Origin of the sequence: Nocardioides sp. InS609-2 (genome assembly GCF_023208195.1) — a bacterium.
Lineage (GTDB): Bacteria > Actinomycetota > Actinomycetes > Propionibacteriales > Nocardioidaceae > Nocardioides.
Map to the genome: position 1 here is coordinate 3,271,207 of NZ_CP060034.1, position 20,347 is coordinate 3,291,553.

Annotated in this window: 25 protein-coding genes and 3 tRNA genes; 19 read left to right on the top strand and 9 right to left on the bottom strand. The window is 69.6% G+C overall.

Translation table 11 applies throughout. From position 1 onward, the window contains the following. Window positions 1-161: 161 nt before the first annotated feature. Window positions 162-530, bottom strand: coding sequence for a hypothetical protein (locus tag H4Q84_RS16920; protein ID WP_248580250.1), 369 nt, complete (start codon window positions 528-530; stop codon window positions 162-164). Between the two features lie 59 nt (window positions 531-589). Here H4Q84_RS16920 and H4Q84_RS16925 point away from each other — a divergent pair, with 59 nt between their 5' ends. Beyond that, window positions 590-2,944 (top strand): FdhF/YdeP family oxidoreductase, encoded by a 2,355-nt coding sequence (locus H4Q84_RS16925; protein WP_248580251.1) that lies wholly within the window; start codon window positions 590-592, stop codon window positions 2,942-2,944. Between the two features lie 19 nt (window positions 2,945-2,963). On the opposite strand, the gene H4Q84_RS16930 is transcribed toward H4Q84_RS16925, so the two are convergent. Then, window positions 2,964-3,857 carry a zinc-binding dehydrogenase gene (locus tag H4Q84_RS16930; RefSeq protein ID WP_248580252.1) on the bottom strand — a complete coding sequence of 298 codons (894 nt, stop codon included), beginning with the start codon at window positions 3,855-3,857 and terminating at the stop codon, window positions 2,964-2,966. A 119-nt stretch (window positions 3,858-3,976) separates the two neighbouring features. Here H4Q84_RS16930 and H4Q84_RS16935 point away from each other — a divergent pair, with 119 nt between their 5' ends. The 10 genes from H4Q84_RS16935 (at window position 3,977) to H4Q84_RS16980 (ending at window position 9,194) form a co-directional block, all read left to right on the top strand. After that, window positions 3,977-4,384, top strand: a complete 408-nt coding sequence (locus H4Q84_RS16935) for a helix-turn-helix domain-containing protein (RefSeq protein WP_248580253.1) — start codon at window positions 3,977-3,979, stop codon at window positions 4,382-4,384. Then, a complete protein-coding gene (locus H4Q84_RS16940) occupies window positions 4,381-5,343 on the top strand; it encodes a pirin family protein (protein ID WP_248580254.1) in 963 nt (320 codons plus the stop codon). The genes H4Q84_RS16935 and H4Q84_RS16940 overlap by 4 nt, the downstream gene beginning before the upstream one ends. Before the next feature lie 181 nt (window positions 5,344-5,524). Beyond that, on the top strand, window positions 5,525-6,109 hold the full coding sequence (locus H4Q84_RS16945) for a DNA-3-methyladenine glycosylase I (protein ID WP_248580255.1): 585 nt from the start codon (window positions 5,525-5,527) through the stop codon (window positions 6,107-6,109). A gap of 268 nt (window positions 6,110-6,377) precedes the next feature. Next, window positions 6,378-6,450, top strand: a tRNA-Thr gene (locus H4Q84_RS16950). Window positions 6,451-6,502: 52 nt separating this feature from the next. Next, window positions 6,503-6,576, top strand: a tRNA-Met gene (locus H4Q84_RS16955). A 70-nt stretch (window positions 6,577-6,646) separates the two neighbouring features. Next, window positions 6,647-6,817: a 50S ribosomal protein L33 gene (rpmG, locus tag H4Q84_RS16960; RefSeq protein ID WP_056682466.1), complete on the top strand. Its 171-nt coding sequence runs from the start codon at window positions 6,647-6,649 to the stop codon at window positions 6,815-6,817. 76 nt (window positions 6,818-6,893) lie between these two features. After that, the gene (locus H4Q84_RS16965) at window positions 6,894-7,358 is read left to right on the top strand and encodes a group II truncated hemoglobin (RefSeq protein WP_248580256.1); all 465 of its coding nucleotides are present in this window, start codon (window positions 6,894-6,896) and stop codon (window positions 7,356-7,358) included. A 21-nt stretch (window positions 7,359-7,379) separates the two neighbouring features. Further along, window positions 7,380-7,781, top strand: a complete 402-nt coding sequence (locus H4Q84_RS16970) for a MaoC family dehydratase N-terminal domain-containing protein (protein ID WP_248580257.1) — start codon at window positions 7,380-7,382, stop codon at window positions 7,779-7,781. Next, a complete protein-coding gene (locus H4Q84_RS16975) occupies window positions 7,778-8,158 on the top strand; it encodes a MaoC/PaaZ C-terminal domain-containing protein (protein ID WP_248580258.1) in 381 nt (126 codons plus the stop codon). Before H4Q84_RS16970 ends, H4Q84_RS16975 begins: the two co-directional genes overlap by 4 nt. Further along, window positions 8,151-9,194 carry a UDP-N-acetylmuramate dehydrogenase gene (locus tag H4Q84_RS16980; protein WP_248580259.1) on the top strand — a complete coding sequence of 348 codons (1,044 nt, stop codon included), beginning with the start codon at window positions 8,151-8,153 and terminating at the stop codon, window positions 9,192-9,194. Before H4Q84_RS16975 ends, H4Q84_RS16980 begins: the two co-directional genes overlap by 8 nt. A 44-nt stretch (window positions 9,195-9,238) precedes the next feature. On the opposite strand, the gene H4Q84_RS16985 is transcribed toward H4Q84_RS16980, so the two are convergent. Genes H4Q84_RS16985 through H4Q84_RS16995 form a run of 3 tightly spaced genes read right to left on the bottom strand, consistent with a single transcriptional unit; the run spans window position 9,239 to window position 12,097 of the window. Then, complete coding sequence (locus tag H4Q84_RS16985) at window positions 9,239-9,841, bottom strand: DUF4190 domain-containing protein (RefSeq protein WP_248580260.1); 603 nt, start codon at window positions 9,839-9,841, stop codon at window positions 9,239-9,241. Continuing rightward, the gene (locus tag H4Q84_RS16990) at window positions 9,838-10,866 is read right to left on the bottom strand and encodes an adenosine deaminase (RefSeq protein ID WP_248580261.1); all 1,029 of its coding nucleotides are present in this window, start codon (window positions 10,864-10,866) and stop codon (window positions 9,838-9,840) included. The genes H4Q84_RS16985 and H4Q84_RS16990 overlap by 4 nt, the downstream gene beginning before the upstream one ends. 4 nt (window positions 10,867-10,870) lie before the next feature. Further along, a complete protein-coding gene (locus H4Q84_RS16995; RefSeq protein WP_248580262.1) occupies window positions 10,871-12,097 on the bottom strand; it encodes a pyridoxal phosphate-dependent aminotransferase in 1,227 nt (408 codons plus the stop codon). Window positions 12,098-12,263: 166 nt separating this feature from the next. On the opposite strand from H4Q84_RS16995, the gene H4Q84_RS17000 reads away from it, so the two are divergent. From H4Q84_RS17000 to rplA, 5 genes are all read left to right on the top strand, one after another. Next, a tRNA-Trp gene (locus tag H4Q84_RS17000) sits at window positions 12,264-12,336 on the top strand. 40 nt (window positions 12,337-12,376) lie between these two features. Then, window positions 12,377-12,616: a preprotein translocase subunit SecE gene (gene secE / locus H4Q84_RS17005; RefSeq protein ID WP_248580263.1), complete on the top strand. Its 240-nt coding sequence runs from the start codon at window positions 12,377-12,379 to the stop codon at window positions 12,614-12,616. Window positions 12,617-12,666: 50 nt separating this feature from the next. Then, the gene (nusG, locus tag H4Q84_RS17010; protein ID WP_248580264.1) at window positions 12,667-13,551 is read left to right on the top strand and encodes a transcription termination/antitermination protein NusG; all 885 of its coding nucleotides are present in this window, start codon (window positions 12,667-12,669) and stop codon (window positions 13,549-13,551) included. A 159-nt stretch (window positions 13,552-13,710) separates the two neighbouring features. Continuing rightward, window positions 13,711-14,142, top strand: coding sequence for a 50S ribosomal protein L11 (rplK, locus tag H4Q84_RS17015; RefSeq protein ID WP_248580265.1), 432 nt, complete (start codon window positions 13,711-13,713; stop codon window positions 14,140-14,142). 81 nt (window positions 14,143-14,223) lie between these two features. Next, entirely contained in the window at window positions 14,224-14,946 is a 723-nt protein-coding gene (gene rplA / locus H4Q84_RS17020) for a 50S ribosomal protein L1 (RefSeq protein ID WP_248580266.1), read from the top strand. A gap of 66 nt (window positions 14,947-15,012) precedes the next feature. Here the strand turns inward: rplA and H4Q84_RS17025 are convergent, their stop codons facing one another. The 3 genes from H4Q84_RS17025 to H4Q84_RS17035 all read right to left on the bottom strand — a co-directional run bounded on the left by H4Q84_RS17025 (window position 15,013) and on the right by H4Q84_RS17035 (window position 17,235). After that, window positions 15,013-15,618, bottom strand: a complete 606-nt coding sequence (locus H4Q84_RS17025) for a hypothetical protein (protein ID WP_248580267.1) — start codon at window positions 15,616-15,618, stop codon at window positions 15,013-15,015. Beyond that, window positions 15,615-16,175, bottom strand: coding sequence for a sigma-70 family RNA polymerase sigma factor (locus tag H4Q84_RS17030; protein WP_248580268.1), 561 nt, complete (start codon window positions 16,173-16,175; stop codon window positions 15,615-15,617). The genes H4Q84_RS17025 and H4Q84_RS17030 overlap by 4 nt, the downstream gene beginning before the upstream one ends. Window positions 16,176-16,236: 61 nt before the next feature. Beyond that, complete coding sequence (locus H4Q84_RS17035; RefSeq protein WP_248580269.1) at window positions 16,237-17,235, bottom strand: DnaB-like helicase C-terminal domain-containing protein; 999 nt, start codon at window positions 17,233-17,235, stop codon at window positions 16,237-16,239. A 277-nt stretch (window positions 17,236-17,512) separates the two neighbouring features. Between H4Q84_RS17035 and rplJ the strand changes: the two genes are divergently transcribed. The 3 genes from rplJ (at window position 17,513) to H4Q84_RS17050 (ending at window position 19,700) form a co-directional block, all read left to right on the top strand. After that, a complete protein-coding gene (gene rplJ / locus H4Q84_RS17040) occupies window positions 17,513-18,205 on the top strand; it encodes a 50S ribosomal protein L10 (RefSeq protein WP_248580270.1) in 693 nt (230 codons plus the stop codon). A gap of 91 nt (window positions 18,206-18,296) precedes the next feature. Continuing rightward, on the top strand, window positions 18,297-18,686 hold the full coding sequence (gene rplL / locus H4Q84_RS17045) for a 50S ribosomal protein L7/L12 (RefSeq protein ID WP_248580271.1): 390 nt from the start codon (window positions 18,297-18,299) through the stop codon (window positions 18,684-18,686). Between the two features lie 168 nt (window positions 18,687-18,854). Then, window positions 18,855-19,700, top strand: a complete 846-nt coding sequence (locus H4Q84_RS17050) for a methylenetetrahydrofolate reductase (protein ID WP_248580272.1) — start codon at window positions 18,855-18,857, stop codon at window positions 19,698-19,700. Between the two features lie 52 nt (window positions 19,701-19,752). Here H4Q84_RS17050 and H4Q84_RS17055 read toward each other — a convergent pair whose 3' ends face one another. Next, a complete protein-coding gene (locus H4Q84_RS17055) occupies window positions 19,753-20,340 on the bottom strand; it encodes a DUF1638 domain-containing protein (protein ID WP_248580273.1) in 588 nt (195 codons plus the stop codon). Window positions 20,341-20,347: the final 7 nt, after the last annotated feature.

Below are 20,347 nucleotides of genomic sequence, written 5' to 3' on the forward strand. Positions count from 1 at the left end.
GCGCCTGCCGGGTGGCGTGCGCGTAGTCCTCGACCAGCCGCGGCAGCTCGTCGGTCTCGAGCGCCCGCGGGGTCGGCTAGTCGACACGCACGAGCCCGCCGTGGTCGTCGAAGACGGTCGTGCGGTTCCTGTACGGCGTCGCGCTGGCCGAGACCGGCAGCTCACCCTCGTGCAGCGACTCGTGGTTGACCCGGCCGGTGTGCCACAGCTGGGCCGCGATCCGCCCGCCCGCCTCCTGTATGGGCGTCCGTGACGCGCCGCCGGCCCGCGACCTGCTCGTCGCTGTGGATGCCGGGAGTGCCGGCGTACCCCTTGCCCTCCGGCGAGATCTGGGTGCCCTCGGAGACGATCAGCCCGGCTGCCGCCCGCTGGACGTAGTGGTCGCGCATCAGGTCGTTGGGGACGTCGCCGGGCTGCGTCGCGCGCTGCCGGGTCAGTGGCGTCATCAGCACGCGATGGGGCGCGGAGACGGCGCCGAGGGCCAGGGGTTCGAAGAGAGAAGGCACGTCGTGTCCCAACGACACCGCCACCGGGGAAATCCTCGGTGGGGGTGTGTGCCCAGCGACCGGTTCCGGGTGAAGATGGGTTCATGAGTCGCAACCGCCCCGTCCACGACATCGACGAGTCAGACCTGGAAGTCGGCGGAGAGGCGCACACCGCCGCCGGCATCACGGCGGTGGGTGTCGCGATGAAACGCGCGGTCGACTCGATGGGCGTTCGTCGTACGGCGCAGACGCTCCTCAAGCTCAACCAGGCCGACGGGTTCGACTGCCAGGGCTGCGCGTGGCCGGATCCGGAGCCCGGCCACCGCCACACCGCGGAGTTCTGCGAGAACGGCGCGAAGGCGGTCGCCGAGGAGGCCACCCGCACCATGCTCGACCGTGAGTTCTTCGCCGCGCACTCGCTGGCCGACCTCGAGGACAAGACGGAGTACTGGCTGGGCAAGCAGGGCCGCATCACCGAGCCGATGGTGCGCCGCGCGGGCGGCACGCACTACGAGCCGATCGGCTGGGACGACGCGTTCTCGATGATCGCGGGCCACCTGAACCGCCTCGACGACCCCGACCAGGCGGTGTTCTACACGTCGGGCAAGACCTCCAACGAGGCTGCATTCGTCTACCAGCTGTTCGTGCGCTCGTTCGGCACCAACAACCTTCCCGACTGCTCGAACATGTGCCACGAGTCGTCCGGCGCAGCACTGACCGAGACCATCGGCATCGGCAAGGGCTCGGTCAGCCTCGACGACATCCACCGGGCGAAGCTGATCGTCGTGGTCGGCCAGAACCCCGGCACCAACCACCCGCGCATGCTCTCCGCCCTGGAGGAGGCCAAGCACAACGGGGCGAAGATCATCTCGATCAACCCGTTGGAGGAGGCCGGCCTCGTCCGCTTCAAGAACCCGCAAAGGGCCAAGAGCCTGGCCCTCGGCACCGCCCTCACCGACCTGCACCTGCCGGTGCGGCTCAACGGCGACCTGGCGCTCTTCCAGGCGATCGGGTCGCTGCTCGTCGGGTGGGACGCCCTCGACCGCGACTTCCTCGCCACCCACACCGCCGGCTTCGAGGAGTACGTCGAGCATCTCGAGACCCTCGACTGGGTCAAGGTCGAGGCGTCCACCGGTCTGACGCGCGCCCAGATCACCGAGGCCGCGCAGCTCTTCCGCGACTCCGACGCCACCGTCACCTGCTGGGCGATGGGCATCACCCAGCACCACAACGCGGTCGCCACGATCAAGGAGATCGTCAACGTCGCCCTGCTGCAGGGCAACATCGGCAAGCCGGGCGCGGGTCTCTGCCCGGTGCGCGGCCACTCCAACGTGCAGGGTGACCGCACGATGGGCGTGTGGGAGCGGGTGCCCGACCACTTCCTCGACGCCCTCCGCGACGAGTTCGGCTTCGAGCCGCCCCGCGAGCACGGCTACGACACCGTCAACGCCATCCGGGCTCTGCGCGACGGCAAGGTGCGCGTGTTCTTCGGGATGGGCGGCAACTTCGTCGGCGCGGCGCCCGACACCGAGGTCACGGAGGCGGCCATGCGCAGCGCGGCCCTCACCGTGCACGTGTCCACCAAGCTCAACCGCTCCCACGTCGTCACCGGCGGCGAGGCGCTGATACTGCCCGCACTCGGCCGATCCGAGAAGGACCTCACCGGCGGCAAGGCGCAGCGGGTCACCGTCGAGGACTCCATGTCGGCGGTGCACGCCTCGCACGGGCCGCTCAAGCCGGCGTCGAAGCACCTCAAGTCGGAGGTCGACATCGTCTGCTCCATGGCGCTGGCGACGCTCACCGACTCCCCGGTGCGTTGGGCCGACCTGCGCGACGACTACACCGAGATCCGGCGGCACATCTCCCACGTGGTGCCCGGTTGCGCGTCGTACGACGAGAAGGTCGACCGTCCTGGCGGCTTCGTGCTCCCGCACCCGCCGCGCGACAACCGCGTCTTCGAGACCAAGCTCGGCAAGGCGATGATCACGTCGACGCCCGTCGAGGTGCTGGAGGTGCCGAAGGGCCGCCTGCTGCTGCAGACGCTGCGCTCGCACGACCAGTTCAACACCACGATCTACGGCCTCGACGACCGCTACCGCGGCGTGAAGAACGGTCGCCGCGTGGTCTTCGTGCACCCCGAGGACATCAGGTCGCTCGGCTTCGAGGACGGCGACATGGTCGACCTGGTGAGCGAGTGGCGCGACGGCACCGAGCGAGAGGCGAAGTCCTTCCGCATCGTGTCCTACGACCAGCCGCGCGGCTGTGCGGCCGCCTACTACCCCGAGACCAACCCGCTGGTGCCTCTCGACTCGACGGCCAAGGGCAGCAACCAGCCTGCCTCCAAGTCGGTCGTCGTCCGGCTCGGGCGCCCCGGCGCCGCGTCGGACGGCGGCAGCCAGGGGTCGCCGGGCCAGGGCAGCGGCTCGTCGCGCACGGACGAGCCCCACCACCTCAGCTAGACACGGCCTGGCGCCGGCCTCACGGGACCAGCAGCCACCGCCCGCGCTGGCCACCGCCGGCGAGCTTCTCGTACGCCGAACCGGCATGGTCGAGGGCGACTGTCCCGGCCACCCGCACCTCCAGCTCGCCGCTCGCCGTCCGCGCAAGCAGTCGGGCCAGCTGTGATCCGTCGGCCCGAACGTTCACCGCGCTCACCGAGACGCCACGCTCGGGGGCAGGCGGGGCGGGCGGGATCACCCCGACGTACTGGCCGCCGTCGCGGACGGCAGCCACCGCCAGCGCGTTGAGGACAGCGGTGTCGAAGACGACGTCGTACGCCCCAGGCTGGGGGGCAGTGACGAAGCCGGAGGCCCCCGCGCCGCGGACCCAGGCCTCGTCATGGGCTCGGCCGAGGCCCGTGACGTGCCAGCCGGCGGCCGCTGCCAGCGCCACGGCGTAGCCACCGACGGCGCCTGCGGCACCGGTGACGAGCAGGGTCCGTCCGTCCCCGTCGCCCAGTGGCGTCAAGGCCTGGAGCGCGGTCAACGCATTGAGCGGGACCGAGGCCGCGGCCAGCTCGTCGACCCCGGGCGGTACGACGGCGACGGACGTCGCGGGAAGCACGACCTGCTCGGCGTGGGTGCGGGTGGACAGCGTGAGGTCGTCGTGAAGTCCCGCCACGAGGTCGCCCGGCGCGATGTCGGTGACGTCAGGGCCGATGGCCGCCACCCGCCCGGCGACGTCCCAACCCAGGCCCACCAGCGCGGGGAGTCCGAACACGGGGTGGGCGGCGCCGGAGGCGACGAAGACATCGATCGGGTTGACTGCCGCCGCGACCACCTCGATCAGGACCTCGTGACGGCGGGGCAGCAGCGACGAGACGTCGCTCAGGTACGGCGCCGGGCCGTCGGAGCGGGCAGACAGGGTGCGCATGGGTTCTCCTCTTTTCGTGATGGTTGATGACACGAGAACTCTGGGAGAGTTAGTCTCTGTTGGGAAGTAGGCACTGCGAAGTGGGGTAGGCACCCCGATGAGAGCAAGGGAGGTCCACGATGCCCACCAGGTCCGCGGCCCAGCGTCGTCAGCTCGAGCGGGAGGCGTTCGACGCCTACCTGGCCGAGTGTCCGAGCCGCAAGCTGCTCGACCGGATCTCCGACAAGTGGGTCACCCTGGTGATCTGCGCACTCGCGGACGGTCCCCGCCGGTTCTCCGAGCTGGCCCGGCACCTCGCCGGTGTCAGTCAGAAGATGCTCACGCAGACTCTGCGCACACTCGAGCGCGACGGCCTGGTCACGCGCACCGTCACGGCCTCGGTGCCGGTGCGCGTCGACTACGCGCTCTCGGAGCTCGGCGAGTCCCTGCTCACGCCGATCCACCACATGAAGGAGTGGGCCGAGGCGCACATGGCTGAGGTCGCGCGCGCCCAGCAGGGCTATGACGAACAGTCGGCAACCGCGTGACCAACCCCGAGCGCGACCCTGCCGAGATCCTGGCCGAGACGGGTGACACCGACTGTGGGGTGGAGGTGCTGGCCCCGCGTGAGGTGCCGCTCGGTGGGCCGCGCACCATGCACGTACGACGCACGCTGCCGTCGCGTCAGCGCTCGCTGATCGGGGCCTGGTGCTTCGTCGACCACTACGGACCAGACCCGGCCGCCGACACCGGTGGCATGAGCGTCGCTCCACACCCGCACACCGGGCTGCAGACCGTGAGCTGGCTGTTCGCCGGCGAGATCGAGCACCGCGACAGCGCCGGCAACCGGGGCATAGTGCGGCCCGGCGAGGTCAACCTGATGACGGCCGGCCAGGGCATCAGCCACTCCGAGGTCTCTACGCCCGACACGCATGAGCTGCACGGCGTCCAGCTCTGGGTGGCGCTGCCCGACGAGGCCCGCGACGTCGGACCGCGGTTCGCTCATCACGCCCCGCCGGAGATCGGCGCCGACGGCTGGACCGGTCGCGTGTTCCTCGGCTCGTTGCTCGGGCACACCTCGCCCATGACGACGTACACACCACTGCTCGGCGCCGAGCTCACCCTCGCTGCCGGCACCCGCCTCGAATTCGACGTCGATGCAAGCTTCGAGCACGGCGTGCTCGTCGACCACGGCGTTGTCGGTGTGGAAGAGCAGGACGTCAAGGCCGGCGACCTGGCGTACGTCGCGCCGGGCCGCGACACGCTCGCACTGACCGCCCACGACGACGCGCGCGTGGTGGTGCTCGGCGGTCCGCCGTTCGGCGAGTCCATCGTCATGTGGTGGAACTTCGTCGGCCGCACGCACGAGGAGATCGTCGGCTTCCGCGACGAGTGGCAGGCCCAGATCGCCGGCTCCGGGATCGTCGACGGCCGCTTCGGTGTCGTCAGCGAGATGCCGCCGATCCCCGCGCCGCCGCTGCCCAATGCCCGTCTCCGCTCCCGTTGAGTCGCGCCCCCGTACCCCTTCAGTTGCGCCTCCGTGGTGCATGAGGCGATTTCGACGGTGAGGCAGGCGCAACTCAACGGTGCGGGAGGCGCAACTCAACGGTGCGGGAGGCGCAACTCAACGGTGCGGGAGGCGCAACTCAACGGTGCGGGAGGCGCAACTCAACGGATAGGTTGACCGGATGAGCGGACCGATCGTGGGCGAGGACGGCCTGACTCGCTGCCCGTGGGCCACGGGTGATGACGTGAGTCGCGACTACCACGACGCCGAGTGGGGGCTGCGCATCTCCGGCGAGGCCGCCTACCTCGAACGCCTCACCCTCGAGGCCTTCCAGTCCGGCCTGTCCTGGCTGACGATCCTGCGTAAGCGCGACGCCTTCCGCGAGGTGTTCGCCGGCTTCGACGCCGACGTCGTCGCGACGTACGACGACGCCAACCAGGCCCGGCTGATGGCCGACCCGCGCATCGTGCGCAACCGCCTCAAGGTCGCCGCCGCGATCACCAACGCCAAGGCCACGGTGGCGCTGCGCGAGAGCGGTGGACTCGCGGCGTACGTCGAGTCCTTCGCGCCCGACGCGGCCCCGGCGCCCACGACCACCGAGGAGATGACGACCACCTCACCCGAGTCGGTGGCGCTGTCGAAGGGGTTGAAGAAGCAGGGCTTCGCGTTCGTCGGTCCGACCACGATGTTCGCGCTGATGGAGGCAGTCGGCATCATCGACCACCACCTCGTCGGCTGTCACCGCCGGGGCACCTACGCAGGCTGAAGCTCGCAACTGGGTGGCCTTCACGCCGCTGCAGAACGCCGCCGGCGGGCCGGCCATCTCGCTGCCTCCAGACCACGGCCGCGAGCCTCCCGCAGGGCATGATTCAGCGCCCCGGACAGGGCCGCGAGGCACTGCTTCTGGGGCTGGCCCACGAGCTCGAGGAAGCACGTCGGTTCGCCCGGATCCAGGGCTGATCGCGACGCGCTCGCCACCGCCTGGGAAGGCGATTTCTTCTCTCCGTTGAGCCTGTGTATTCTTCTCGGTCGTTGCCCCTTTAGCTCAGTCGGTAGAGCGTCTCCATGGTAAGGAGAAGGTCTACGGTTCGATTCCGTAAAGGGGCTCTGGGTTGGGGTCTCATCGGGTGACATACTCGGTGAGGCGCCCCGAACCGGTGGCGGGGTAGCTCAGGTGGTTAGAGCACACGGCTCATAATCGTGGTGTCGCGGGTTCGAGTCCCGCCCCCGCTACTCAGACCGACGCAGCACCCAGCCGGATCCCCGGCGCACAGCTTCACCCGTATTCGACGAAGGACAGCCCGTGGCCAGCAAGAGCTCTGACGTTCGCCCCAAGATCACGCTCGCGTGCGTGGACTGCAAGGAGCGCAACTACATCACCAAGAAGAACCGTCGGAACGACCCCGACCGCATGGAGATGAAGAAGTTCTGCCCGCGCTGCCGCACACACACCGCGCACCGCGAGACCCGCTGACACCAGCGCCCTCAGACACCGCCACAGGGCGGTCACCCCGACGGGGTGACCGCCCTGTGTCGTCTACCATCATCAGATGAGCGAGCCGCCTAGCCTCCACGCCTGGGCCGGGGGCGACGACGCGTTCGGGCGCCTGGTCGACGCCTTCTACGACCGAGTCGAGCACGACGACCTGCTCTCACCGCTCTTCCCGGGGGGTGTCTCGCAGGAGCACCGGTCGCACGTCACGACATGGTGGATCGAGGTGTTCGGCGGCCGGGCCGGCTACACCGACGAGCTGGGCGGCTACGGCCGGATGCTCGACCACCACCGTGGGCTCGCCATCAGGCTCGATCAGCGGCTCCGCTTCGCCACCACGATGTCCCTGGCGGCCGACGACGCCGGCCTGCCCGACGACCCGGAGTTCCGCGCCGCGTTCGTCGGCTACGTCGAGTGGGGCACGCGTCTGGCGTTGTCCAACTCGCAGCCCGGCGCCGAGCCCGTCGAGCAGGCGCCGGTGCCACGCTGGGGCTGGGGTGTCGCCCCTCCCTACCAGCCCTGACCGGCGTACTAGGGTCGGTCCATGCCTGTCGACCAGTCCCTTGTCGGGCGCAGCTTCCCGCCCACGCCCGCCTTCGCGGTTACCGGAGAGGGCGTCGCCGCGTTCGTCGCCTCGACCGGCGGTGAGTACGCCGGCGGCCCCGCGCCCGCGACGTACCCGATCGTGCTCGCGTTCGACGCGATGAACGCCTTCTTCGAGGCCGAGCAGATCGAGCTGCACCGGATCATCCATGGCGAGCAGAAGTTCGCCTACGAGCGGGCGATCCGCCCCGGCGACGTGCTCACCGCGACGCTCACCGTCAGCACGTTGCGCCAGATCGCCGGCGCCGACATCATCGGCACCACCTCCGAGGTCACCGACGCCGACGGCGCGCTCGTCTGCACGACGAGCGCGACGCTGGTCCACCGAGGAGCCGACTCATGAGCGACCTCGCCACCCAGACCTTCACCATCACCCGGGCCGACCTGGTCGGCTACGCCAACGCCAGCGGCGACCAGAACCCGATCCACCAGGACGACGACGTCGCCCGCCAGGTCGGTCTGCCCGGCGTCATCGCGCACGGCATGTACACCATGGCGCTGGCTGCCCGCGCGGTCCAGGAGTGGTTCCCGGGTGCCGAGGTCGTCAGCTTCGGCTGCAAGTTCACCCAGCCCGTCGTCGTACCCGAGGGCGACGGAGTCGACCTGGAGGTCGCCGGCGTCGTCACTGGCGAGACCGACGGGCTCACCTCGGTCACCCTGACCGTGACGTGCGGAGGCGAGAGGGTCCTCGGCATGCCGAAGGCAGTAGTGCGTGCCTGAGCCGTCTGTACTGCTGCGGGACCACACGACCCTGCGGCTCGGCGGTCCTGCCGCCGACTACGTCGTGGCACTCGACGAGGCCACGCTCGTCGAGGCCGTCGCCTCGGCAGACGAAGCCGGCATCCCGGTGCTGGTGCTCGGCGGCGGCAGCAACCTGGTCGTCAGCGACGCCGGGTTCGACGGCCGGGTCGTGCAGGTCGCGACTCGCGGTGTCGACGACAACGACCCGGGAGAGGTGGCCTGCGGGGGAGTCGACGTCGTCGTCGCGGCGGGTGAGAGGTGGGACGACCTGGTCGCCATCGCCGTCGACCGCGGCTGGACCGGCATCGAGACCCTCAGCGGCATCCCCGGCTCGGTGGGCGCCACCCCGATCCAGAACGTCGGCGCCTACGGCCAGGAGGTCTCCCAGACCATTGCTCGCGTGCGCACCTTCGACCGCCTCGACCGCTGTCACCGCAGCTTCGCCGCCACAGACTGCGGCTTCGGCTACCGGCACAGCCGCTTCAAGGCCGACCCCGGCCGCCACGTCGTGCTCGAGGTGACCTACCAGCTCCCGCGCGGCGACCTCGGTGCTCCCGTGGGGTACGCCGAACTGGCCAGGTCGCTCGGTGTCGAGGCCGGGCAGCGGGTGCCGCTCGCCGACGTCCGCTCCGCCGTACTCGCGCTGCGCGCCGGCAAGGGCATGGTCCTCGACGCTGCCGACCACGACACCTGGAGCGCCGGGTCGTTCTTCACCAACCCGTTCCTCTCCACAGAGCAGGCGGTCGGACTGCCCGATGACGCGCCGAGATGGCCCCAGCCCGACGGCACCGTCAAGTCGAGTGCCGCCTGGCTGATCGAGCACGCCGGATTCGGAAAGGGCCATGCCGCCGGCCGGGTGAGCCTGTCGACCAAGCACACGCTGGCGCTGACCAACCGCGGCGGCGCCTCCGCCGACGAGCTCATCGCCCTGGCCCGCGAGGTCCGCGACGGGGTCGAGTTGCGGTTCGGTGTGCGGCTCGTCAACGAGCCGGTGCTGGTCGGGCTGACGCTCTAGGTGGTGACGGATACGCCGTCCCGGACGACTCGAACCGTCGGGACCTAGAAGTTCTCGTTGAACGAGGAGGGGTCGCTCGGGGAGACGGGGCCCTGGTCGAACGACGAGTCGGACCATGTCGCCAGGCTGACGATCAGCACGGTCAGCGCGACCAGGCCCAGCACCAGCAGCACGGTGCCGATGATGCCCATGATCTGGCCGCCCTTGGCCTTGTCGCGGCCGGAGTAGGTGCCGGGACTGGCGTCGATCTCGCGGACCGCCTTGCGGCCCATCGCCCAGGCGAAGGGCGAGAGCACCAGGGTGATGCCGCCGCAGAACATGATGCCGGCGAGCCCGATGATGCCGAGCACCAGGGCGGTCGTCGAGGAGGGGTGCGGCTGGCCGGCGACGCCGCCGCCGTACGCGTAACCGGGCTGTCCGTAGGGCTGCTGACCGTAGCCCTGCTGCCCGTAGCCCTGCTGCCCGTAGCCCGGCTGCCCGTAGCCCGGCTGCCCCGGGGCGGGCTGACCGTAGGTGCCCGGCTGCGGGTACGGCGAGGTCTGCTCGTAGGGGTTCGGTTGCGGCGTGGGCTGTGCCGGCTGGCCCGCGTCCTGGTTCTGCCGGAGGTAGTCCTCGGGCAGGTTCTTGGGCTCATCAGGTGGCGTCACGCGCCCATCCTCTCAGGAGAGTCCAGCCATGTCCCGATGTCGGCCAAGGCATCGCCTACGACGTCCTCGGGCGCGCACGAGGCCTGGAACGACATCCGGGCGAGCTCGGCCAGCTGCCCGTCGCTGAGTCCGTGGGCGGCGCGCATCGTGGCGTACTGCCCGGCCAGCCGGGAGCCGAACAGCAACGGGTCGTCGGCACCCAGCGCGACGGTGGCACCGGCGGCGAGCAGCTCGGGCAGCGGCACCGACGTCAGGTCGGAGTAGACCCCGAGCGCCACGTTCGACACCGGGCAGACCTCGAGCGCGACCCCGCTGTCGACGATGCGCATCAGCAGGTCGGGGTCCTCGGCGGCGCGTACGCCGTGGCCCAGCCGGCCCGCGTGCAGCTGGTCGAGGCACACCGCGATGTGGTCGGGGCCGAGCAGCTCGCCACCGTGGGGCGCGAGCAGGAGCCCGGCCCGCTCGGCGATCCTGAAGGCGCCGGCGAACTCCGAGGTGCGGCCCCGGCGCTCGTCGTTGGAGAGGCCGAACCCGACCACGCCCCGGCCGGCGTACTGCGCCGCCAGCCGGGCCAGGATCCGGGCGTCGAGCGGATGCCGGGTGCGGTTGGCGGCGATGACCACGGCCATCCCGAGCCCGGTCGCCCGCGAGGCCTCGTCGACGGCGTCGAGCACGAGGTCGGTGAACGCCGTGATGCCGCCGAACTTCGCGGCGTACCCACTCGGGTCGACCTGGATCTCCAGCCACCGGCCCCCGTCGAGGACGTCGTCCTCGGCGGCCTCCCGGACCAGCCGGCGTACGTCGTCCTCGGTGCGCAGCACCGACCGGGCCACGTCGTAGAGCCGCTGGAAGCGGAACCAGCCCTTCTCGTCGGCCGCCGACAGCAGCGGCGGCCAGTCCTCCACGAGTGACTCGGGCAGGTGGATGCCGTCGCGCTCGGCCAGCTCGAGCAGGGTCGCGTGCCGCATCGAGCCGGTGAAGTGCAGGTGCAGGTGCGCCTTCGGCAGCGTGCGTACGTCGCGCACCAGCTCAGGCGAACAGCTTCTGGAGCCGGCTCACGCCTTCGACCAGGTCGTCATCACCGAGGGCGTAGGACAGCCGCAGGTAGCCGGGCGACCCGAACGCCTCACCCGGCACCACCGCCACCTCGGCCGTGTCGAGGATGTATTCAGCCAGCTCGGCCGAGGTCTCGACCTGCTTGCCGGCGTACTCCTTGCCGAGCAGACCCTTGACCTGCGGGTAGGCGTAGAACGCGCCGCCGGGCATCGGGCAGACGACGCCGTCGATCTCGTTGAGCATCGACACGATCGTGTGCCGGCGCCGGTCGAAGGCGGTCTTCATCTCCTCGACCGCCGAGAGGTCACCCGACACCGCGGCGAGGGCCGCCCGCTGGGAGACGTTGGAGACGTTCGAGGTGGCGTGCGACTGGAGGTTGGTCGCGGCCTTGACGAGGTCCTTCGGGCCGATCATCCAGCCGACCCGCCAGCCGGTCATCGCGTAGGTCTTGGCGACACCGTTGACGACCACGCAGTTGTCGGCCAGGAACGGGCACAGCACGGGCATCGAGCCGGTGTCGGCGCCGTCGTACACGAGGTGCTCGTAGATTTCGTCGGTCAGCACCCAGAGGTTGTGGTCCTCGACCCACTGGCCGATGGCCCTGATCTCGTCGGAGGTGTAGACGGCGCCGGTCGGGTTCGACGGCGACACGAACAGCAGCACCTTGCTCTTGTCGGTGCGCGCCGCCTCGAGCTGGTCGACGGTGACCTTGTAGTCCTGCGTCTCGTCGGCGAGCACCTCGACCGGTACGCCGCCGGCCAGCTGGATCGCCTCGGGGTACGTCGTCCAGTACGGCGCGGGGACGATCACCTCGTCACCGGGGTCGATCATCGCCGCGAACGCCGCGTAGATGGCCTGCTTGCCGCCGTTGGTGACCAGCACCTGAGCCGGCTCGACGGCGTAGCCGCTGTCGCGCAGCGTCTTCTCGACGATCGCCTTCTTGAGCTCGGGCAGCCCGCCGGCCGGGGTGTAGCGGTGGTTCTTGGGGTCGCGGCACGCGTCGACGGCAGCTTCGACGACGTAGCCGGGGGTCGGGAAGTCGGGCTCGCCGGCGCCGAAGCCGATGACCGGGCGGCCCTCGGCCTTGAGCGCCTTCGCCTTCGCGTCCACCTTGAGCGTCGCTGACTCGGCGATCGCGCCGATGCGCGCGGAGACGCGACGGTCGCGGGGGTTGGCGGGGCTGGAGGGCGTCTGGCTCATGCCGACCATCCTAGGAGGGTGCGGCCGGCGGCGCCCGGCCCGACCACGCCGGTTCGACTCTCCTCCAGCCCCCCGGTAGAGTCCTCCTCGGTGGTTTCCCCCCAATGCTTCGCGCTGCCCTCTTCCTTGTGGAGATTCGGGTGCTCGAGGCCGGGAGAGTCATCGGAGGGCACTAGCTCAACTGGTAGAGCATCGGTCTCCAAAACCGAAGGTTGGGGGTTCAAGTCCCTCGTGCCCTGCAGTGGATTGGTCAACGCATCAACCTGAGAGGTCGGAAACGTGTCGGAGAGCAGCGCAGTCCCCAAGCCACGTGGTGGCAAGGACGCCGAGCGCACGAGCCCGGCCACCTTCTACCGCCAGGTGGTCGCTGAGCTCCGCAAGGTCGTCTGGCCGACCCAGGAACAGCTGATCACGTACTTCATCGTGGTCATGGTGTTCGTGGTCGTGATGATGTCGCTCGTCTCGGTCCTCGACCTGGCGTTCGGCAAGTTGATCTTCGCGCTGTTCGCCGGCAACTAGTGAACCCAGCCCAGAGCCATCCAGTCGATAGTCAGGTCGAGAGTCAACCAATGACGGAGCAACACGTGTCGGAGCAGAACGAGCCGGTCGAGGAGATCGTTGACGCAGGCGTCGAGCCTGCCGAGATCACCGAGCAGACCGACGAGGAGCCGACGGCCGCCGAGGCGACCGAGGCCGAGAGCACGGACACCGAGAGCGCGGACGTCGAGGCCGAGAGCACCGACACCGAGCCCACCGACGAGGCGTCTGACGAGGCCACCGAGGACGACGACGCCGAGGACGCCGACGACGCCGAGGCCACCGAGGACGACGGCCCGCTCGAGGCCTTCCGTCGCGAGCTGTGGGCCAAGCCGGGCGAGTGGTTCGTCGTACACACCTACTCCGGCATGGAGAAGCGGGTGAAGCAGAACCTCGAGAACCGCATCCAGGCCCTCGACATGGTCGACTACATCCACGAGATCGTCGTCCCGACCGAAGAGGTCGCCGAGATCAAGAACGGCCAGCGCAAGATGGTCACCCGCACCGTCCTGCCCGGCTACGTCCTGGTCCGGATGGACCTCACCGACGAGTCCTGGTCGGCCGTGCGTCACACGCCGTCCGTCACCGGCTTCGTCGGTCACAGCCACCACCCGGTGCCGCTGTCGATGAGCGAGGTCGAGGACATGCTCGCCCCGGCCGCGGTCGCGGACGCGGAGGCAGCCGCAGAGGCCGCATCCGGCAGCCCGGCCGGCTCCACCGCCGCGTCGCGCAAGCCGGTCGAGGTCGCCGACTTCGACGTCTCCGACTCGGTGATGGTCGTCGACGGCCCGTTCGCCACGCTCCACGCCACGATCACCGAGATCAACGCGGAGTCCCAGAGGGTCAAGGCCCTCGTCGAGATCTTCGGCCGGGAGACCCCGGTCGAGCTGAGCTTCAACCAGATTCAAAAGGTCTGAGCGGACGGGCTTGCTCCGGCCGGTCAACTGGGCTTTGAGGTCGACACGTCTCGAAACCCAGTAAGAGGACCAGCAACACCCGCACCAAGCAAGACCCAGTAGAAGAAGTGGCAGGAGGAACCCCCTCCGTCATGACCACGAAAGAGAGAAATTAGAGAGATGCCTCCCAAGAAGAAGAAGATCGCTGCCCTCGTCAAGGTGCAGCTGCAGGCTGGCGCAGCAACTCCGGCTCCGCCGGTGGGTACCGCACTCGGTCCCCACGGCGTGAACATCATGGACTTCTGCAAGGCCTACAACGCGCAGACCGAGTCGATGCGTGGCAACGTCATCCCCGTCGAGATCACCATCTACGAGGACCGTTCCTTCACGTTCATCACCAAGACCCCGCCGGCCGCGGAGCTCATCAAGAAGGCCGCCGGTCTGAAGAAGGGCTCGGGCACGCCGCACACCGAGAAGGTCGGCAAGCTGACCAAGGAGCAGGTGCGCGAGATCGCCGCCACCAAGCTGCCCGACCTCAACGCCAACGACATCGATGCCGCGATGAAGATCGTCGAGGGGACCGCCCGCTCCATGGGCGTCACCACCAACTGATCTCCCTCGCATACCCGCGACACACCTGTGGCAGAGCCGCGCTGGCTCACCTGACCACACCTTCGTAGAGAGAAGAACACCATGCAGCGCAGCAAGACCTACCGCGCAGCGGCAGAGCAGTTCGACCAGGACGAGCTCTACTCCCCGCTGTCCGCGATCAAGTTCGCCAAGGGCGGCAGCAAGAAGAAGTTCGATGAGAGCGTCGACGTCGTCATGCGCCTCGGCGTGGACCCGCGCAAGGCCGACCAGATGGTCCGCGGCACCGTCATCCTCCCGCACGGCACCGGCAAGACCGCACGCGTCCTCGTGTTCGCGAACGCCGAGAAGGCCGACGCTGCCCGTGAGGCCGGCGCCGACTTCGTCGGTGGCGACGAGCTGATCGAGAAGGTCAACGGCGGCTGGCTCGACTTCGACGCCGTCGTCGCGACCCCCGACATGATGGGCAAGGTCGGTCGCCTCGGCCGCGTGCTCGGCCCGCGCAGCCTGATGCCGAACCCGAAGACCGGCACCGTGACGCCCGACGTCGCGAAGGCCGTCTCCGACATCAAGGGCGGCAAGATCGAGTTCCGCGTCGACCGGCACGCCAACCTGCACTTCATCATCGGCAAGGCCTCGTTCTCCGAGGTCCAGCTCGCCGAGAACTACGCCACGGCCCTCGAAGAGGTGCTCCGTCTCAAGCCGGTCAGCTCCAAGGGCCGCTACATCAAGAAGGTCACCGTCTCGACCACCATGGGCCCCGGCGTCCAGGTCGACCCCAACCGCACCAAGAACGTTGCGGGCGAGGACGACGCTCCTCAGGCCTGACGCAAAGGCAAAGGCAAGGGCCCGGTCACCTCGCGGTGGCCGGGCCTTCGCCATTGCGGTGAGGCCTCAGGCCTCCACGGTCGGCAGCTCCGCGGTCAGCAGCGCATCGCCCGCACGTCGTACGACGATCTGGCGTACGTCGCGGCGCAGCGTGGCGGCATTGAACCGGCACACCATCAGCACGCCGTCGACCGCCAGCAGCGAACCCGCCGGCACCTCGTCACCCTGGGCAGTCAGGTAGACCACGTCGAAGCTCCGGGCAGCCTCCAGCCCTTCGACGTCGAGCAGCAGCTCGGTGCCCCAGGTGTGGTTGATCAGCCCGGCCTTGGTCGTGACCGAAGCGGGTCCGGTGAAGGAGATGGCCTCGACCACAGGCCCCTCCGGCTCTGCGGACTCCTCGTCGACCAGGCTGCGGGTGGCGTAGCCGGCGATGCCTGCAATGCCTGCGGCGATGCCGCCGGTGAGGAGCAGGCGGCGGACGGGGCCCCGCATCGGCACCACCGTCTCGTCGTCCGCCGGGTCGTACATCCGCTCCGCAGCCGCGCGCAGGGCAGCAACGCGGTCGGGCGGGGGGGTGCGGTCAGGATCGTGTCCCATGCTGTCTCCCAGGGCCGCGAGGACCTCGTCCTCGTCGTCCCAGTCGGGCCCCGGACGGCGGGTGTCGTCCGTCATGCCATCAGCCCCTCGAACTCGGTACGAAGGCGCGCGAGCGCCCGCGACTGTGCGGTCCGTACGGCGCCCGCCTTGCGGTCGGTGAGCACGGCCACCTGCTCGGCGTCGAGCCCGGCGACGACCCGCAGCTCCAGCACTTCCTGGTCGGCGGCCGAGAGCCGGGAGAAGGCGAACGCCAGCTGGGACTGTTCCTCCGCGGCCAGCACGGCGTGCACCGGGTCGGGCGCCTCGCCGTGCTGCATCTCGTCGAGGACGGCCGGGTCAGCCGGCGTCTGCCGGGTCGACGCGCGGTAGGCCTCCAGGACGACGTTGCGTGCGATGCCGAACAGCCAGCCGTCGATGCCCACCCCGGTGGGGGAGTAGCTGTCGATCTTGTCCATCGCCCGGGTCATCGTCTCGCTCACCGCTTCGTCTGCCTGTTCCTCGGTGGCCAGCCGCCGGCGGGCGTAGGTGAACAACCGTGGGTAGACCCCGCGGTAGACCTCTTCCCACGCGTCGGGGTCGCCCGCTCGCGCGCGCTCGACCAGCCGGCGCTCCTGCGCCCGAGTAGTACCCATCACCAGTGCATGCCTGTCGCTGCCCCCGCGTTACGTGTGTTCCGGGTCGCAGTCTTGCGAACTACTCGGTGAAGACCCGCTCGTCGACGAGCTTCTCGGCCACGACCTGGCCCTCGGGCACGAAGCGGCCGCACTCGAAGTGCTTGCGGAACTCCACCTCACCGCCGGTGCGACCGGACCGGTTCTTCTCGACGGTCACGACGGACCAGCCCTTGAAGTGCTCACCGTTGTTGGCGCCGTACACGAGGTGGTGGCGGGCGACCACATCTGCCTTGTTGCTCAAGATGAGTACGACGTCGGCCTCGTAGGCCAGGGACGTGGAGCCGCGCATGTTGCGAGCCCGCATCCGCGTGCCCGGCTCGAGGCCGGCCCGGTCGGACGCTGAGATCGCGATCACGGGGCACTCGAACTCGATGCTGAGGTCCTTCAGCCGCTCGGTCACGTGGGTGACCTGCTCCTCCTCGGTGAGGTGCTCGGGGGCGCGCACCTTCTGGAGGTAGTCGACCACCACGAGGGGCGGTACGCCGTGCAGGGCCACCACGTCCTTCACGGCCGCCGCGATCACATCGAGGGTCGTCTGGGTCGTCGTCGAGCGGTGGATGTGCAGCCGCGAGGCGTAGTCGCTGACGGCCGTCAGGGCAGCGACGCCGTCGGCGTGCTCGCCCAGCCGCTCGGGGAGGCCACCGGCGACGCCGTCGGAGCCCTCGAAGGCGGCGCGCACCTGGCGGACGCTGAGCGGCATCGAGCTGGTCGACGCCTCGGCTGCCTCGGACGAGATGATCTTCTGGAGCAGGGACTCGGCCTCGAGCTCGAAGGACAAGAAGATGACCGGGCGTCCGGAGCCGGCGCAGCTGCGGGCGACCTGCAGCGCGAAGGTGGTCTTGCCCTCGCCCTGGGCGCCGGCGAGCAGGTTGAGCGTGCCCTCCCTCAGACCGCCGCCGAGCTCCTCGTCGAGGAGCGGAAACCCGGTCGGCCAGACGTGCGCGGCGTTCTCGGGGTCGAGCAGGCGTCCGTCGACTCTTTCGAGTACGTCGCTCAGGGCGGTCAGCTTCGGGTCCACTGCCTGATTTCAGCACGGCAGAAAGTGCAGCGTTGCCGAACGCGTGGATTTGGCACCCCCCTCGCCGCGGCGTACTCTTCTCGACGAAACCAGAGACCGCCGGTAGTCAGACTGTGCATGCAGTCAGACCGAAGGTTCCGCGTGAAAGCGGACGACCTGCGCAGGTGAGAGCAAGACCCGCAGCCCTGCTGTGAAGTCCACGCCTCGAGCCTGTGCTCGGGGCGTTCGTCATTCTCACGGCATCGGCGCGGTGGTCTCTCCGTCCGGAAGGAGACCCATGGCGCGGCCAGACAAGACTGCTGCCGTTGCGGAGATCGTTGAGTCGTTCAACGGTGCCGCCGGAGCTGTGCTGACCGAATACCGCGGTCTCACCGTGAAGCAGCTGCAGGAACTGCGGCGCTCCCTCGGCGAGAACGCCAGCTACGCCGTGGTCAAGAACACGCTCGCCAAGATTGCCGCCAAGGACGCGGGGATCTCCGGCTTCGATGACCTGCTCACCGGCCCCACCGCTATCGCCTTCATCAGTGGCGATGTGGTCGAGGCCGCCAAGGGTCTGCGTGACTTCGCCAAGGCAAACCCCGCCCTTGTCATCAAGGGTGGAGTCCTGGACGGCAACGCTCTCGACGCGGCAGAGGTGGCCAAGCTGGCCGACCTCGAGTCGCGTGAGGTGCTCATGGGCAAGCTCGCGGGCGCCATGCTCGCGTCGCTCTCCCAGGCCGTCTACCTGCTCAACGCCCCGCTCTCGCAGGCTGCCCGGCTCGCCGGCGCCCTGCAGGCGAAGCGTGCCGAAGAATCTGGGCAGGACTCCTCTGAATCCCTCGCAGGTGGTGCCGGTACGCCGGCAGAACCCGCTGCCGAGGAGGCCCCGGCGCTCGACGAGGCCGCTCCCGCAGAGGAGGCCGCTCCCACCGAGGATGCTGCCCCCGCCGCGGAGGCGACCGACGAGGCTGCCGAGTCCACCGACGCCTGACCGGTCACCCGACCGGTCACGTCTGACCACCACCTGAAACCCGGCCGGCCCGCATCCGCGGACCGGCCACCGAATGGAAGGAAACGCCATCATGGCGAAGCTCAGCACTGACGAGCTCCTCGACGCGTTCAAGGAGATGACCCTCATCGAGCTCTCCGAGTTCGTGAAGCAGTTCGAGGAGACCTTCGGCGTGACCGCCGCTGCTCCCGTTGCCGTCGCCGCTGCCCCGGCCGCCGGTGGCGCTGCTGGTGGCGAAGCCGCCGCCGAGCAGGACGAGTTCGACGTGATCCTCGAAGCCGCTGGCGACAAGAAGATCAACGTCATCAAGGAGGTGCGCGCCCTCACTTCGCTCGGTCTGAAGGAGGCCAAGGACCTCGTTGAGTCGGCTCCGAAGGAGATCCTCGAGAAGGTCGACAAGGCCGCTGCTCAGAAGGCGAAGGAGGCCCTCGAGGCCGCCGGCGCCACCGTCACCGTCAAGTGACGATCAGCTAGCCAAGAGCCTTCACAGGTTCGCCGCTCATGCGGCACCGCAGGGCGGTCACCCCATCGGGGTGGCCGCCCTTCGGCATGTCCGGCCAGCCCTGTACCGGAGGCGTTCCAGCGATTAGGCTGGCGGTGGCCTGATGCGTATCACGAAACGAGTTGCTTAATGCGCAACAAACGATCCGCCGAGACGATGATCCGTCTGCTCGGGAACGCCCGGTACGAAGTGCTGCCCACCGCGTCGACCGAGGACAAGGTGCTGGAGCACCTGCCGCGCGAGCGGACGATCACCGTGACGGCCTCTCCGGGCAAGGGCCTCGAGGCCACGCTCGACCTGGCCGAGCGGCTGACCGGGCACGGCTATGCCGTCGTACCCCACCTCGCGGCCCGGATGATCAGCGGCCGGACGGAGCTGGGCGAGATCGCGGACCGGCTCACGGGCAAGGGCATCACGCGCGTGTTCGTGCCCGGCGGCGATGCCGAGCCGGCCGGTGACTACCAGGACGCACTCGGCGTGCTGGAGGACCTCGCCGCGCTCGGGAGGCCGTTCGCGCACGTAGGGATCACCGGCTACCCGGAGACGCACCCGAAGATCGCCGACGACCTGACCGTGCAGTCGATGTGGGACAAGCGCCGCTACGCCACCCACATCGTCAGCAATCTGACCTTCGACCCCGCGGTGGTCCGCGACTGGCTGCACCGGCTGCGAGCCCGGGGGGTCGCCACGCCACTGCTGCTTGGCATGCCCGGCCCGGTGGACCGGACCAAGCTGGTCGCGATGGCGGGCCGGATCGGGGTCGGCGAGTCCACCCGGTTCCTGGTCAAGCACCGGGGCACCTTGGCCCGGTTGGCGTCGCCGGGTGGGTTCACCGGCGAGCGGTTCCTCGAGAAGTGCGCGCCGGCCCTCGGCGAGCCCGGCTCGCTGGTCGAGGGGCTGCACGTCTTCACGTTCAACCAGATCGCCGAGACCGAGGCCTGGCGGACCGACCTGCTGGACCGGCTCCGTCGATAGTCCAGTCACTTCTGGTCGTTCTCGGGCTCCGGAACGACAAGTTGTGACTGGACTACCCGAGCGAAACGGCGGGGAGCAGCAGGTCCGCGAGTGCCTTCTCGAGGCCCCGGTCACCGGTCTCGACGACAGTCAGCGGCAGCCCGATCCGGTCTGCGGCATGCTGCGCCAGCGAGAGAAGCTCGTCGTCGGGCTCCTGGGCCAGCCACACGACGCGCGTGTAGTGGGTGAAGTAGGTGTCGCGCAGGTCGGGGTAGCGGTCGAGGCCGAGCTCCTGCAGCACCGTGCGGGCGAACGACCTCACCAGGAAGTCGGTGAGCAGGTAGGTCCCCGGCTGCTCGCTGAAGAACGTTTCCAGCCGTGACGCACCGGCGTACACGTCGTAGCAGTGCAGCCCGGGCAGCCGCCGCAGGCCGAGGTCGTCGCAGACCTCGTCGAGGGCGCCGTACGTCCCGCAGTCGGCGTAGCCGATGACCACCTGGGAGTACGACGCGGCGAGCTCGTCCGCCAGCCGGCGCACCTCGCCGGCGATCCGGTCGGGCTGGTTGTGCAGCAGTGGAGGCAAGGGGTGCACGTCGACGGGCCAGCCACGGCGGGAAACGATCGCGGCCACGGGCTGGGCGATCGCCCCGCACGCGATCACGGCCGTG

Excerpts from the sequence above, each read along its gene's own strand:
- H4Q84_RS16925 (WP_248580251.1), top strand. The coding sequence starts at position 590 with ATGAGTCGCAACCGCCCCGTCCACGACATCGACGAGTCAGACCTGGAA.
- H4Q84_RS16930 (WP_248580252.1), bottom strand. The coding sequence starts at position 3,857 with ATGCGCACCCTGTCTGCCCGCTCCGACGGCCCGGCGCCGTACCTGAGC.
- H4Q84_RS16935 (WP_248580253.1), top strand. The coding sequence starts at position 3,977 with ATGCCCACCAGGTCCGCGGCCCAGCGTCGTCAGCTCGAGCGGGAGGCG.
- H4Q84_RS16945 (WP_248580255.1), top strand. The coding sequence starts at position 5,525 with ATGAGCGGACCGATCGTGGGCGAGGACGGCCTGACTCGCTGCCCGTGG.
- H4Q84_RS16965 (WP_248580256.1), top strand. The coding sequence starts at position 6,894 with ATGAGCGAGCCGCCTAGCCTCCACGCCTGGGCCGGGGGCGACGACGCG.
- H4Q84_RS16970 (WP_248580257.1), top strand. The coding sequence starts at position 7,380 with ATGCCTGTCGACCAGTCCCTTGTCGGGCGCAGCTTCCCGCCCACGCCC.
- H4Q84_RS16975 (WP_248580258.1), top strand. The coding sequence starts at position 7,778 with ATGAGCGACCTCGCCACCCAGACCTTCACCATCACCCGGGCCGACCTG.
- H4Q84_RS16995 (WP_248580262.1), bottom strand. The coding sequence starts at position 12,097 with ATGAGCCAGACGCCCTCCAGCCCCGCCAACCCCCGCGACCGTCGCGTC.
- nusG (WP_248580264.1), top strand. The coding sequence starts at position 12,667 with ATGACGGAGCAACACGTGTCGGAGCAGAACGAGCCGGTCGAGGAGATC.
- rplK (WP_248580265.1), top strand. The coding sequence starts at position 13,711 with ATGCCTCCCAAGAAGAAGAAGATCGCTGCCCTCGTCAAGGTGCAGCTG.
- rplA (WP_248580266.1), top strand. The coding sequence starts at position 14,224 with ATGCAGCGCAGCAAGACCTACCGCGCAGCGGCAGAGCAGTTCGACCAG.
- H4Q84_RS17025 (WP_248580267.1), bottom strand. The coding sequence starts at position 15,618 with ATGACGGACGACACCCGCCGTCCGGGGCCCGACTGGGACGACGAGGAC.
- H4Q84_RS17030 (WP_248580268.1), bottom strand. The coding sequence starts at position 16,175 with ATGGGTACTACTCGGGCGCAGGAGCGCCGGCTGGTCGAGCGCGCGCGA.
- rplJ (WP_248580270.1), top strand. The coding sequence starts at position 17,513 with ATGGCGCGGCCAGACAAGACTGCTGCCGTTGCGGAGATCGTTGAGTCG.
- rplL (WP_248580271.1), top strand. The coding sequence starts at position 18,297 with ATGGCGAAGCTCAGCACTGACGAGCTCCTCGACGCGTTCAAGGAGATG.
- H4Q84_RS17050 (WP_248580272.1), top strand. The coding sequence starts at position 18,855 with ATGCGCAACAAACGATCCGCCGAGACGATGATCCGTCTGCTCGGGAAC.